The organism is Acetobacter zythi (assembly GCF_963921165.1).
Lineage (GTDB): Bacteria > Pseudomonadota > Alphaproteobacteria > Acetobacterales > Acetobacteraceae > Acetobacter.
Genome location: NZ_CAWUEO010000045.1, coordinates 97,640 through 110,444, shown reverse-complemented (window position 1 = coordinate 110,444; position 12,805 = coordinate 97,640). Strand labels below are relative to the sequence as shown.

At 60.6% G+C, this 12,805-nt stretch carries 11 protein-coding genes and 1 other RNA gene; 4 read left to right on the top strand and 8 right to left on the bottom strand.

All coding sequences use genetic code 11. The features are described 5' to 3' along the window. Positions 1-28 precede the first annotated feature (28 nt). Positions 29-1,042: an ADP-glyceromanno-heptose 6-epimerase gene (gene rfaD / locus AABE20_RS12575; RefSeq protein ID WP_338333380.1), complete on the bottom strand. Its 1,014-nt coding sequence runs from the start codon at positions 1,040-1,042 to the stop codon at positions 29-31. A 376-nt stretch (positions 1,043-1,418) separates the two neighbouring features. Between rfaD and galE the strand changes: the two genes are divergently transcribed. Next, entirely contained in the window at positions 1,419-2,408 is a 990-nt protein-coding gene (gene galE / locus AABE20_RS12570; protein WP_338333379.1) for a UDP-glucose 4-epimerase GalE, read from the top strand. Between the two features lie 57 nt (positions 2,409-2,465). On the opposite strand, the gene AABE20_RS12565 is transcribed toward galE, so the two are convergent. Next, entirely contained in the window at positions 2,466-3,632 is a 1,167-nt protein-coding gene (locus tag AABE20_RS12565) for a nucleotide sugar dehydrogenase (protein ID WP_338333378.1), read from the bottom strand. Positions 3,633-3,807: 175 nt separating this feature from the next. Beyond that, a complete protein-coding gene (locus AABE20_RS12560) occupies positions 3,808-4,299 on the bottom strand; it encodes a hypothetical protein (protein ID WP_338333377.1) in 492 nt (163 codons plus the stop codon). A 485-nt stretch (positions 4,300-4,784) separates the two neighbouring features. Between AABE20_RS12560 and AABE20_RS12555 the strand changes: the two genes are divergently transcribed. After that, positions 4,785-6,266: a glucoamylase family protein gene (locus tag AABE20_RS12555; protein ID WP_408740955.1), complete on the top strand. Its 1,482-nt coding sequence runs from the start codon at positions 4,785-4,787 to the stop codon at positions 6,264-6,266. Between the two features lie 69 nt (positions 6,267-6,335). Here AABE20_RS12555 and AABE20_RS12550 read toward each other — a convergent pair whose 3' ends face one another. From AABE20_RS12550 to ssrA, 4 genes are all read right to left on the bottom strand, one after another. Beyond that, the gene (locus AABE20_RS12550; protein ID WP_338333375.1) at positions 6,336-6,728 is read right to left on the bottom strand and encodes a VOC family protein; all 393 of its coding nucleotides are present in this window, start codon (positions 6,726-6,728) and stop codon (positions 6,336-6,338) included. 68 nt (positions 6,729-6,796) lie between these two features. Next, a complete protein-coding gene (locus AABE20_RS12545; protein ID WP_338333374.1) occupies positions 6,797-8,452 on the bottom strand; it encodes a fumarate hydratase in 1,656 nt (551 codons plus the stop codon). Between the two features lie 50 nt (positions 8,453-8,502). After that, a complete protein-coding gene (locus tag AABE20_RS12540; RefSeq protein ID WP_338333373.1) occupies positions 8,503-9,036 on the bottom strand; it encodes an SspB family protein in 534 nt (177 codons plus the stop codon). A gap of 205 nt (positions 9,037-9,241) precedes the next feature. After that, positions 9,242-9,568: a transfer-messenger RNA gene (gene ssrA, locus AABE20_RS12535) on the bottom strand. A 192-nt stretch (positions 9,569-9,760) separates the two neighbouring features. On the opposite strand from ssrA, the gene thyX reads away from it, so the two are divergent. Both thyX and AABE20_RS12525 read left to right on the top strand, forming a co-directional pair. Continuing rightward, positions 9,761-10,678, top strand: coding sequence for an FAD-dependent thymidylate synthase (thyX, locus tag AABE20_RS12530; RefSeq protein ID WP_338333372.1), 918 nt, complete (start codon positions 9,761-9,763; stop codon positions 10,676-10,678). 255 nt (positions 10,679-10,933) lie between these two features. Continuing rightward, positions 10,934-11,254, top strand: a complete 321-nt coding sequence (locus tag AABE20_RS12525; protein ID WP_338333371.1) for a hypothetical protein — start codon at positions 10,934-10,936, stop codon at positions 11,252-11,254. Between the two features lie 200 nt (positions 11,255-11,454). Here the strand turns inward: AABE20_RS12525 and AABE20_RS12520 are convergent, their stop codons facing one another. Further along, positions 11,455-12,636, bottom strand: a complete 1,182-nt coding sequence (locus tag AABE20_RS12520; RefSeq protein WP_408740942.1) for an Mrp/NBP35 family ATP-binding protein — start codon at positions 12,634-12,636, stop codon at positions 11,455-11,457. Between the last annotated feature and the right edge of the window lie 169 nt (positions 12,637-12,805).

Below are 12,805 nucleotides of genomic sequence, written 5' to 3'. Positions count from 1 at the left end.
TGCTCGCGGGGGCGGGTTGGTGTGGCGGTCATGGCGTGTGGTCCGGTTGGGCGCGCAGGAGGTGGCGCACGTACTCCGCCACACCGTGTGCAACATCCGCACAGGTGACAGGGCAGCCCGTTGCGCGCAGGGCGTGCATGTCTGCCTGTGTAAAACACTGGTAACGGCCACGCAGCCTGTCGGGGAAGGGGGTGTATTCCAGCACGCCGGTGCGCACCATTGTCGCCAGATCCAGCGGGGGCTGGTTGCGGTGGGCGCGCACGGTGTTGACCACGGTGGCTGCAACATCATTAAACGGCTGCGCCCGGCCTGTGCCCAGATTGAACACCCCGCTCTGTCCGGGGTTGTCAAAGAACCAGAGCTTGGTGGCCACGAGGTCCTGAATGGCAATAAAATCGCGCATCTGCTCACCCGGCAGGCACGTTCCGTATTGCCCGAACAGGCGGACGCGCCCATCGGCCATGAACTGGTTAAAATTGTGGAACGCCACGGACGCCATGCCGCCTTTATGCTGCTCGCGCGGGCCATACACATTAAAGTAACGAAAACCCACAACCTGCGTCGTAAGGTCGGGCAGGGCGCGCCGGACAATCTGGTCAAACAGCAGCTTGGAATAGCCGTAAACATTCAACGGTTTTTCGTAGGCCGGGTCTTCGGTAAAGGTGGTGGACGCACCATAGGTGGCGGCACTGGAGGCATAAAGCAGGCGTGTGCCCGTGCGCTGGCAGTAGGTCAGCAGTTTTTTGCTGGGTTCGTAGTTGTTGGCCATCATGTAGCGGCCATCATGCTCGGTGGTGGCCGAGCACGCCCCTTCATGAAAAATGGCGTCTACTGGCCCGTAATGCCCATCCAGCAGGGCATCATAGAACACGTCCTTGTCCACATAGTCACAGAGTGCAAGGTCGCTCAGATTAAGCGCCTTCTCGCCATTGGTCAGGTTATCCACGGCAATAATGTTGCTCAGCCCGCGCTGGTTGAGCGCATGGATCATGTTGCTGCCAATAAACCCGGCGCCCCCGGTTACAATCAGACGTTTGCCCATGTTCAGCACAGTACCGGATTAAAAAATGGAAGGACTGTTACGGTCATAGGCGCCAACTCTGTGTTCTGTGTCTATGTATGATGGTTCAAAAAAGCGGACACTCCCATGGGGACCCCAGCCACAGCCGATACTAATTGCACAGGCAGGAACAGGCAAATACAACCGCCACAGGCAGCCCGCCTGCCCGTTACGCGCGAACATTATTGTGGCCACCCGCTCTGGCATAAGGCGGAGCAGACCGGTATGAAAACACGTATTGGAGGGCGCCCGGCCCTGCCTGCACAAGTAAGCTGGTCCCTACCCAGAGTGGCCCAGTTGTGGAGGAGGGGGCATGCGGGGCCGCAAAGCGTAAGATTTTAACGTGGGGGGTATTTAAGTGCGGTATCTGGTAACAGGTGGTGCGGGTTTTGTAGGCAGCCACGTTGTTCTGGCGTTGCTGGACGCCGGGCATGAGGTGGCTGTGCTGGACAATTTCAGCACCGGGCACAGGGGTGCGGTGCCTGCGGGGGTTGCAATCCATACTGTGGACCTGATGGATTATCAGGCCACGGTGGATGTTGTGGCCGCACAACAGTGGGATGGTGTTTTGCACTTTGCAGCGCTCTCGCTTGTTGGGGCGAGCATGGCGGACCCTTTTTATTACCTGCGCCAGAATTACCTGACCGGCCTTAACCTTGTGCAGGCCTGTGCGCTGCACGGCGTTAAAAAACTGGTGTTTTCCTCCACAGCAGCCCTGTTTGGCGGGCCAGAGCGGGCCGACCCCATTGCCGAGACCGCTCCGGTCCAGCCCGGCTCCCCCTATGGGGAGAGCAAGTTCATGATCGAACGCGTGCTGCACTGGGCCGATAGTCTCTATGGGTTGCGGAGTGCTTGCCTGCGGTACTTTAACGCCGCCGGGGCAGACCCGCTTGGCCGCGCGGGGGAAGACCACGGCCCCGAAACCCACCTTATCCCCCTGACCATAGATGCCGCTTTGGGCCGCAGGCCCGCGCTCAAGCTGTTTGGCACGGATTACCCAACGCGTGATGGGTCCTGCATCCGCGATTATATTCATGTGACGGACCTTGCGGATGCGCATATCCGGGCCTTGGACCAGATTGCCACGCGCAGCGTTGTGTACAATCTGGGGAATGGCCACGGCTATTCCAATCTGGACGTTATTCGCAGTGTTGCGCGTGTGAGTGGCCTACAGGTGCCGTGGGAGCCAGCCGCGCGCAGGCTGGGCGACCCCGCTGTGCTGGTAGCCGATTCCACCACATTGCGCAGGGAAACCGGCTGGCAGCCCAGACTGGGGGAGCTGGACCAGATTGTGGAAACCGCCTTCCGGTGGCGTGAGAAAAATCCGCACGGATATGGCAGCCACTAACGCGTAAGGCGCAGGGTGTGCGGGGCCATGTGTGCCCGCATGCCCGTGCCGGGGGCCTTAATCGCTGCCGAACAGGTCGCGGGTGAACACGCGGTCTTTGACATCGGCCAGTTCCCGGTGGTGGCGGTTGCTGACAATAACGGAGGAAACAGCCTTGAACTCCTCCAGATTGCGCAGCACGCGCGAGCCAAAAAACTGGTCGTCCTTCATGGCGGGTTCGTAGACAACAATCTCGATCCCTTTGGCCTTGAGCCGCTTCATAATGCCCTGAATGGAGCTTTGCCTGAAGTTATCGGACGCCGTTTTCATGGCCAGTCGGTAAATGCCGACCACTTTGGGCTGCATGGCCAGAATCTGGTCGGCCAGAAAGTCCTTGCGGGTGCGGTTGGCATCCACAATGGCGCGGATCAGGTTCTGGGGCACCTGCCTGTAGTTGGCCAGCAGTTGCTTGGTGTCCTTGGGCAGGCAGTAGCCGCCATAGCCAAAGGAGGGGTTGTTGTAATGCTGGCCTATGCGCGGGTCCAGGCACACGCCCTCTATAATCTGGCGCGTATCCAGCCCACGGGCGAGTGAGTAACTGTCCAGTTCGTTAAAAAACGCCACGCGCATGGCAAGGTAGGTGTTGGCGAACAGCTTGATGGCCTCCGCCTCCGTGGCTTCGGTAAACAGCAGGGGCACGTCCTTTTTGATCGCCCCTTCCACCATAAGGGCGGCAAAGCGTTCGGCCCGCGCACTGCGTTCGCCCACAATAATGCGCGATGGGTGCAGGTTGTCGTACAGTGCCCGGCCTTCGCGCAGGAATTCGGGGGAGAAGATGACCTGATCGGTGTTCAGCTCCACACGGATCTGGTCCACAAATCCAACCGGAATGGTGGATTTGATAACAATCGTGGCCTCGGGGTTAAGCGCGCTTACACTTGCGATCACATCCGTTACGGAGGATGTGTCAAAGTAGTTTTCCTGCGCGTCATAATTGGTGGGGGTGGCAATAATGACAAAGCTTGCATTACGGCTGGCCGCGGCAAGGTCGGTTGTGGCGGTCAGGCTGAGTGGCCTGTTCCGCAGGTAGTCCTCGATCTCGGTATCAATAATCGGGGCTTCGCGGTTGTTCACCTTGTCCACCCGGCCTGCGTCCACATCAACGGCCATAACATCATGGTGCTGGGCCAGCAGAATAGCGTTGGACAGGCCAACATACCCCAGACCGACAACTGCAATTTTCATGGTGGCATCTCCCCAGACCCTGTGCGATCGGGGCGTATTGTCCCGGTGCGCCAAGGGGGTGCAATACATGAGCGGCAAAAATCCGTCACGCGGTTTTGCACCGGACAGGCGCAGGCGGCAGGGGGTGTGGGGGTGGTGTGCTTGCTGGCGGGGGCTGCGCCTTGGCCCTGCGGGTCTAGCGGGCCTGCATGCGCTGCCCAAGTGCTGTTGGGCGGGGCGGAATGGCGGTTTTTTTGGGCAGAACCAGATATTCCTCGGCGTATTTGCCCAGTTTGATGTTGCGCATATGGGCTTTAAGGGCCAGCAGGGTCTCAAAAGAATGGGGGTGGTAGTCCGCTATTGTGGCCTCCCGCCCGACCACCAGTGTGAAATCCGCAAAGGCGATCAGCACACAGTGCTGGGTGTTTTCCAAAAAAAGGCGGTCTTCCCCACGGGCAAAATACCCGCTCAGATGTTCGCGGGTTTTGGAAAACAGATAATAGGCCGGTTTGTAAAAGGTTCTGCCGCCTTTTTCCTCCGCCGTCATAATCAGGAACGAGTGGCTTTGCGCGGGCGGGGGAATGAGGACATGGCTGGTGGCAAGGCCACGCAGAATATATTCCATCCGCGATACCAGAATATCCAGAAGCTCATAAAAAAAACGAAAAATATTATATTGGTATGTCATGAAGGAATCATATTCGGGGCTGGAATGATCAGGCGGTCTTTATAGACGCATGACCGAGCTGGACGCACGGTGTTGTTTTGCATGGTGGTGTCAATTTTTTACAAGGCGCGTCCAAGGGGTGGGTTGTGCGGGCGTGTAGGGTGCTCAGGTCTGGCATGCTGTATGCACTGTGGCCCGTTATGTAGCCCTTGGGGCACATATAAAAACGTGAATATTTTCTGAAATTCGGCAGATTCCGTGTGGTGCGCACTGGCCCTGCTCTGGCGGGGGGTGCTGCATGGCCCCTATACTGCCGGTTCGCTCGGTGTGGCGCGCAGCACGTGGGCACGGACCCAAAATAACGCCTGCTGTGGCAGTGGGCCTGTTGTGAACAGATGAGGAATGCAAGGCTTATGGCATTGAGGCGCTTTTTTGCACATGGCAAGACCAGAACCAGCCAGCCCGCACAGGGCCATAAAACCGGACGGGCTTTTGTGTCCTTGCTCATGCTCTGTAGCGCACTGAGCAGCATGCAGGTGGGGCGCGCGCAGGCGGCAACACCCTCATCCGTGGTGGCGCGTCCAGCCCCCAGCCCCTTCCATGCCGACCAGACGGACAGGGCTTTTCTGGCCGATCTGGAGCACCGGACCTTTCTGTGGTTCTGGGAGTCGGCAGACCCCGCAACCGGGCTGGTGCCCGACCGCTACCCGTCTGACCAGACCCAGTCCAGTGTGGCTTCCATCGGTTTTGCGCTGACCGCCTACGGCATTGGCGCGGACCGGGGGTATATCAACCGCCAGCAGGCCGTGGACCGGACCCTGACCACCCTGCGCTACCTGTGGAAACTCCCCCAGAACGACACGCCAGACAAGGCGGCGGGCTTTCATGGTTTTTTCTACCATTTTCTCAAGCGTGAGAACGGGTTGCGCCTTGGCGCGGATATTGAACTCTCCAGCATAGACACGGCCCTGCTCATGCAGGGTGTGCTGTTTACGGGCAGTTACTACACCCACGATTCCGATGCGGAGGCCGAAATACGCGACCTTGCCGCCAAACTGTTTGACCGCGTGGACTGGCGCTGGATGCTCCGCCCCGATAACCGGCTGAGCATGGGCTGGTCGCCCGAGCACGGGTTTTTACCCAATTACTGGGAAGGGTATAACGAGGGGATGATGCTGTATGTGATGGGGCTTGGCTCCACCACCCATCCGCTGGACCCCACCTCGTGGCAGGCATGGATTTCCACCAACAAAAACCGCTGGGGGGAATCCTATGGCCAGACCTTCCTGAACTTTGCCCCCCTGTTCGGCCACCAGTACACCCATGCATGGATCGACTTCAGGGGTATCAAGGACGACTGGAGCCGCTCGGCTGGCATTGACTATTTTGAGAACAGCCGCCGCGCCGTGTACGCCCAGCAGGGTTACGCCACACAGAACCCCGGCAAATGGCAGGATTACGGGCCAAATGTCTGGGGTCTGACCGCAAGCGATGGCCCGGCCGAGACCACAAAGGTGGAAAACGGGCAGCCGCGCAAGTTCATGGCCTATACCGCGCGTGGCGTGGGGCGTGATTACACACTTGATGATGGCACACTGGCCCCAACCGCTGCTGGCGGGTCCGTGGCGTTTGCGCCAGAACTGGCCATTCCCGCCCTGCGCACCATGAGGGACAAATATGGTGACCGCATTTACGGCACCTACGGTTTTGTGGATGCGTTCAACCCCAGCTACCACGATGGCAAACAGGCCTACTGGGCGGATGATACCTATATTGGCATCGATCAGGGGCCGATCCTGCTTATGGTGGAAAACTGGCGCGATGGCATGGTGTGGAACACCATGAAGGATAACCCCATTATCTGCCGTGGCCTGTTGCGCGCGGGCTTTAGGGGCGGATGGCTGGCCACCCGCCATACCATTGTGGACCATGATGATGCGGTGCGGCTTAAACAGCAGCAGGCGCAACAGCAGACCCACGCGGGGTAAAACCCCGGTTTTTTACGGGTGAGTGCCTGAAGGCGGGTGTCCGGTTATGCGGGCACCCGTTTTTTTGTTTTACCCCTGATAGGAGGCAATTTCGATCAGGTTTTCATCCGGGTCGTGGCAGTAGACCGAGGTAATGGGGCCAATGGCGCCAAGGCGGGCCACGGGGCCGTCCACAATGGTAATGCCGCAGCCTTTAAGGTGCTCCACCACGTCCTCGCTGGTAATGGCGGTAATAAAGCACAGGTCGTTGCCGCCGGGCAGGGCGTGGGTGGCTGTGTCCCAGCCGGTTGCATCGTGCGGGCGGAGGTTGAGCTTCTGCCCGCCAAAGCGCAGGGCGGTGCGGTTGTTGCGCCCGTATTCTTCCCGCTCCATGCCAAGCACGCGCTGGTACCACGAGGCGGAAATTTCAACATCCCGCACGGTCAGGACAACATGGTCCAGACGATCGACTGTAAAGCGCATGAAAACCACACAGCTCCTCTTCTGTCCGCCCCGCCACGGTGTGGCGGCGGGGCAGCCCCGGTGGGGGGTTACAGCTCAGCGTAGAAGTCGTTGCCCTTATCATCAATAACAATAAAGGCGGGGAAGTCCTCAACCTCGATCTTCCACACCGCTTCCATACCCAGTTCGGGGTATTCGAGCACTTCCACCTTGCGGATGCAGTCCTTGGCCAGCCGGGCGGCCGGGCCACCAACGGAACCAAGGTAGAAGCCGCCGTATTGCTGGCATGCGTCCCGCACGGCCTTGGAGCGGTTGCCCTTGGCCAGCATAACAAAGGAGCCGCCATTGGCCTGCAACTCGGCCACGTACGAATCCATGCGCCCCGCCGTTGTGGGGCCAAAGGAGCCAGTGGGCATGCCCGCGGGTGTTTTGGCCGGACCAGCGTAGTAAACGGGGTGGTCCTTAAGGTACTGGGGCAGGCCCTCCCCGCGCTGGAGCCGCTCGCGGAACTTGGCATGGGCAATATCACGCGCGACCACCACCGTGCCGGTCAGGGCAAGGCGGGTTTTGACCGGGTATTGCGAGAGGGTTTTGCGGATTTCATCCATCGGGCGGTTCAGGTCAATGCGGACTGCCTCGCCCTCAAGGTGTTCGTCCGTGGTTTCGGGCAGGAAGCGCGCGGGGTCGTGTTCGAGCTGTTCCAGAAAGAACCCTTCCGCCGTAACCCGCGCCTTGATCTGGCGGTCCGCCGAACAGGACACCCCAATACCCACGGGCAGCGACGCCCCATGCCGGGGCAGGCGCACCACGCGCACGTCATGGCAGAAGTATTTGCCGCCAAACTGCGCGCCAATGCCCAGCTTGCGGGTGAGTTCAAGCACCTTCTGCTCCATTTCCAGATCACGGAAGGCGTGGCCCGTCATGTCCCCCTTGGTGGGCAGGGCATCGTACCAGTGGGTGGAGGCGAGCTTGACGGTTTTAAGCGTCTGCTCGGCGGACATGCCGCCAATAACAATGGCAAGGTGGTAGGGCGGGCAGGCGGAGGTGCCCAGTGTGCGCACCTTTGTGTCCAGCCAGTCTAGCAACTGCTGCTCGGAGCCAAGGAGTGCCCGGGTTTCCTGAAACAGAAATGTCTTGTTGGCCGAGCCACCGCCCTTGGCCACAAACATCAGGTCCATCTGCTCGTCATGCACACCGGCGGGGCTGGCGAATATGTCGCACTGCACGGGCAGGTTGGTGCCGGTGTTCTTTTCCTCGAACATGGTGAGCGGGGCCATTTGCGAATAGCGCAGGCTGGTGCGGGTGTAGGTTTCGTACACCCCTTTGGAAAACGCAATTTCCTCGTTGCCTTCCACCCAGACGCGCTGGCCTTTTTTGCCAAACACAATGGCGGTCCCTGTGTCCTGGCACATGGGCAGAATGCCGCCAGCGGCAATGCAGGCGTTCTTGAGCAGGTCGAGGGCCACAAAGCGGTCATTATCCGAGGCTTCGGGGTCTTTGAGGATATTGGCCAGTTTTTGCAGGTGTGTGGGGCGCAGGAAGTGGGCCACCTCGTGGAAGGCGCGGGCCGTCAGTTCCGTGAGCGCTTCGGGGGTGACGTGCAGAACGGTTTTGCCACCGCAATGCGACGTGCTGACACCACCGGCAATATCAATCTTGCGGTACCGGGTTGTGTCCTCCCCCAGAGGGAACAGGGGGGAGTAGGCAAATTCTGGCAGTGGGGGGCGGGGGGGCTGGCTGGTCATGGTCGTGTCTCTTACTCTCTCCGTCGGCCTGAACCCCCGCGCACCGGGGGTCAGGCTGGTGATGGTCCTTTGCGGCGGAAGGCGTCAAGGCTGACAACCTGAGAGGAGGAGTCGCCCTGTGCTTCCGCATCGTCCCCGGCATCGGCCGGAGTGTGGTCTGTGGGTGCGCTCTCCTCATCCTCCACCGGCTCAAAATGCAGGTTGAAGTGGATGGAGGGGTCTGCGAACCCGGTAATGGCCCGAACGGGAATAACCAGAATGGAGCCAACACCCCCAAAGGACAGACCGACAGACACAATCCCGGCATCGCGGTCCACGTTCAGGTCCCAGAACTGGTGTTGGAGCACAATGGTCATCTCGTGCGGGTACTGGGCACGGAGCCGGTCGGGAATTTGCACGCCAGACAGGTCCGTGCGGAAAGTCAGATAGAAATGGTGCTCGCCTGCAAGCCCTTCACGGCTCACATATTCGAGTGCTTTGAGCATGACATCCTTGTAAGCCTCTTCCAGCCACTGGTCGTAGGGCAGCAGGCTGGTGGGGGGGAATGCGTCATTTCCCGTGGTGTTGTCGTGGTCATCAGCCATGCTTGGTCTCCTTGCTTCAGCCGGGTGTGGTGCGGCTGGCCTTGCGTATCACTCTAGCGTCAGCCATGCGCGAAAGGTTCGGCCAGTGCAAGCACCAAGGTCTGCCTGCGGCCATGCCACAGGGCATGGGGTTGGGCATAACCCATGGCGGATACCCCCCAGCGGCACTGGTGGTGGAGCCTGATCATAAAGGGGAATGGTATGAAGTGGGAGGGCTTCTGTTGCCCGGTGCCCTCCCGAACCGCGCTTATTGCTTATGCAGCAACAGCGAGCACCTCAGTGTTATCATTGGCACTTGTAAAATTAGCCCGATAACGGTGGTACAATGCCGGGCAAAAAAGATGTCTTTACTGCGCGTGTCGAGCCTGTTTCGTCCCCATCTGTCCGGGTCTTGCGATCCGGATGTATGGTGGAGACGCCGGGTACCGCCCCCGGGTCCACTACGCCTATGCCACATCCCGTTTATTGCCATAGCCGCAAGAAATCTTCCGGCACCCCACACATAAGGGCGCTGTGGGTGGATTGCAAGAGCGCTGTGCCCCCGTGTGGGGGCGGGTGGGCCAGTGGGGCGAAGCAGTGGGGCGGGGCAGTTGCGGAATTGTGCCCTGGGCGGTCCTTGCCCTCTTTCACCCAACGCGCAATGCCTGCTACAACCCGCGTGCGTGAAGTGCGGCGGCAACCGCTTGCGCTGTTTGTTTTTTCTAGCATGGTGGAGAGCCTACGCATGTCACTGACCCCAGAGCAACGTGCCGAAATTGCGGCCCACGGGCAGGAAACATTCTCTACCCGCCGCCCCACCGTGGCAGCGCTGGAGGCCATGCTCTACGACCCGCAGGAAGTACTCGACCACGGGTTTGTGCGCGTGATCGACTATATGGGCGATGACGCCGCCATTGTGCAGGCGGCCCGTGTGTCCTACGGGCGGGGGACGCGCAAGGTCTCGGAAGATGCAGGGCTGATCCGTTACCTGATGCGGCACCGCCATTCCTCTCCGTTTGAAATGTGCGAGATCAAATTCCACGTCAAACTGCCCATTTTTGTGGCGCGGCAGTGGATTCGCCACCGCATGGCGAGCGTGAACGAATATTCGGCCCGCTACTCCATTCTGGATAGCGAGTTCTACCTGCCCGACCCCGCCCACATGGCCGCTCAGAGCGAGGTCAACCGGCAGGGCCGGGGGGCCATTCTTGCCCCGCAGGCCGCAGCCGAAGTGCTGGACATCCTGCGTGATGACGCCATGCGCACCTACCGTGATTACGAGCGCATGCTGGACGCGGAAAATGGCTACGGCCTTGCGCGTGAACTCGGGCGCATCAACCTGACGCTGAACACCTACACACAGTGGTACTGGAAGATTGACCTGCATAACCTCATGCACTTCCTTGCCCTGCGCATAGACCCCCACGCCCAGTACGAAATTCGGGTCTATGCCGAAGCCATGCTGAAAATCCTGCATGCGTGGCTGCCGGTTACGGCGGCAGCGTTTGAGGAATACCGCCGTGGCGCGGTCACGTTCTCGGCCTCCATGCTGGCGGTTGTGCGCCGTATGCTGGCGGGCGAGGTGGTGGAACAGGCAGGTTCTGGCCTAAGCCGCCGCGAGTGGGATGAAATGATGGCTATTCTAAAAGCCCCCGCAGCCTGAACGGGCCAGCAGTCCCGTAGTGTTGGAGCGCCGTGGGGCCAGCCCCTCCGGCGCTCATTTTTTATCAAGATCTTTGCGTTAAATCTGCCCGGACTTGACGCCTTTCATAGCAGGCGGGGGCAGGGGCGGGCCATAACACCGTGTACGGTCTGGTGCGCGGGAATGCGCTCTGGCCACCCGCTGTTATGTGATGCCCGGATAAACACCCGCAATGGTACCATGACTGCGCGCATTGTGGGGAATAGAGGAATGTCCATGTCTTGCCTGAACCGGGGCTTTGCCCGTACTACCCGCCTTGTTCTGTCCGCTTTGGCTCTGGGGGCGGGGCTGGCGGCTGCGGGCCTGCCCGCATGGGCTGATACCGAGCGCGAGCAGCAGACCAAAGCCTGCAAGGGCGATGCCCTGCGCCTGTGCGCCCTTGCCATCCCCAATGAAAAGAAAATCGCAGCCTGCATGGCGCGTAAAAAAGACAAACTCAGCCCGGCCTGTCGTGTGTACTTCAAGGACACACCAGTTCCAGCCGTCACCAGCAAACCTTCCAAAACCCCCAAACAGACCCGCACAGCCAGGCACTAAAGCCTGTGGCGGGCATGGCGGTGCGTCAGGGCACGTAAAACCACCGCGCATTGTGGTGGCTCCGTGCCGCCACGCAGCGGGTGGTGCGCATGGGTTGAAGTGGCAGGCCCGGAGGCGTTGCCCGCCAGTGGCCGGGGCCATCCGGGGCCACAGCTTGGCCGGGCTGGTGGCCCCCGCCGGGGGCTGGCCCGCTTGGGGTGTTAGTGCTGCATGGCCCGCACAGCGGTGGCTACGGTGTGGGCAATGGCGCGCCATGCCTTGCCGCCCTCGCTTTGTGGCGCACCAATAACCAGCGGTACCCCGCTATCCCCGCTGGAGCGGATATCGGCCAGCAGCGGCACTTCCCCAAGGAAGGGCACACCCATGGCCTCGGCCTCGCGCCGGGCGCCGCCATGGCCGAACAGTTCCGTGTTGTGCCCACAGTTTGGGCAGCAGAAGTAGGACATATTCTCCACCAGCCCCAGCACCGGCACATGCACTTTTTCAAACATGGTGACACCCCGGCGGGCGTCAATTAAGGCAATGTCCTGCGGTGTGGACACAATAACCGCCCCGCTGAGCGGCACCTTCTGGGTGAGCGAGAGGTGGGCATCCCCCGTGCCCGGTGGCAGGTCCACCACCATTACGTCCAGATCGCCCCAGTCCACATCGGTCAGTAACTGGTTGATCGCCCCCATAACCATGGGGCCACGCCAGATCATGGCGGCTTTTTCGTCTACCAGCATCCCAAGGGATACAGCGCGAATACCCCATGCCTGCATGGGTTGCAGGCGGCCTTCCACCACTTCTGGCTTGCCGGAGGCACCCAGCATGCGGTGCAGGGAAGGGCCGTGAATATCCGCATCAAGCAGGCCGGTCTTCAGCCCTTCCATGCCCAGACCCACGGCAAGGTTGACCGCCGTGGTGGATTTGCCCACCCCGCCTTTGCCAGAAGCCACGGCAATAATGGTTTTAACGCCGGGCAGAATGGGGGCATCGGGGGCTGCGGGCGCGCCACCAAGCGGGCGGTGCCCCCCGGCGGCGGAGGGCGCTTTGCCCCGGCCTGCCCCGGCATTCTGGCTTGCGGCGTTGGGGGGGCTGGCGGGCTGTGCGGGGGCATTCTGCGCCGGTGCCCCCGCTGGGCGGTGCGCGGTCAGAATAATGGTGGCGCTGGTGATGTTGGGCAGTGTCTGCAACTTTTTGGCGGCTTCATCACACAGGGCGGACAGGTCGGGGGCCTGCTCACGCGGCACGGTCAGGGTCAGGGTCAGGCGGCCGCCATCATCCACCGTGCAACTCTCCAGCCGTCCGGCGCTGGCAAGGGAAAGCCCGGTCTGTGGCGTTCTGACGGTATTGAGCAGGTCCATCAGTGTGTCAGAAGAAAAAGGGGCATTCTGCGCCAAGGGTTTTGTCCTGTTCCTGTGGGGGGTTACAAGGCTGCGTGGGCAACAGCAGCGGATATGGGCGCGCCGTGTGGAGCGGCCATGGGTTATAACGCCTTTTTTCTGGCACATACAGGGTGGTATGGGTAGAGGAACGGTCAGGGAAGAACCGGCGGGCGAGGCAGAGTAG

What these genes read in the sequence shown, in the direction of transcription:
- rfaD (WP_338333380.1), bottom strand. Translation starts at nt 1,042, where the DNA reads ATGGGCAAACGTCTGATTGTAACCGGGGGCGCCGGGTTTATTGGCAGC.
- AABE20_RS12565 (WP_338333378.1), bottom strand. Translation starts at nt 3,632, where the DNA reads ATGAAAATTGCAGTTGTCGGTCTGGGGTATGTTGGCCTGTCCAACGCT.
- AABE20_RS12560 (WP_338333377.1), bottom strand. Translation starts at nt 4,299, where the DNA reads ATGACATACCAATATAATATTTTTCGTTTTTTTTATGAGCTTCTGGAT.
- AABE20_RS12555 (WP_408740955.1), top strand. Translation starts at nt 4,785, where the DNA reads ATGCTCTGTAGCGCACTGAGCAGCATGCAGGTGGGGCGCGCGCAGGCG.
- AABE20_RS12550 (WP_338333375.1), bottom strand. Translation starts at nt 6,728, where the DNA reads ATGCGCTTTACAGTCGATCGTCTGGACCATGTTGTCCTGACCGTGCGG.
- AABE20_RS12545 (WP_338333374.1), bottom strand. Translation starts at nt 8,452, where the DNA reads ATGACCAGCCAGCCCCCCCGCCCCCCACTGCCAGAATTTGCCTACTCC.
- AABE20_RS12540 (WP_338333373.1), bottom strand. Translation starts at nt 9,036, where the DNA reads ATGGCTGATGACCACGACAACACCACGGGAAATGACGCATTCCCCCCC.
- thyX (WP_338333372.1), top strand. Translation starts at nt 9,761, where the DNA reads ATGTCACTGACCCCAGAGCAACGTGCCGAAATTGCGGCCCACGGGCAG.
- AABE20_RS12525 (WP_338333371.1), top strand. Translation starts at nt 10,934, where the DNA reads ATGTCTTGCCTGAACCGGGGCTTTGCCCGTACTACCCGCCTTGTTCTG.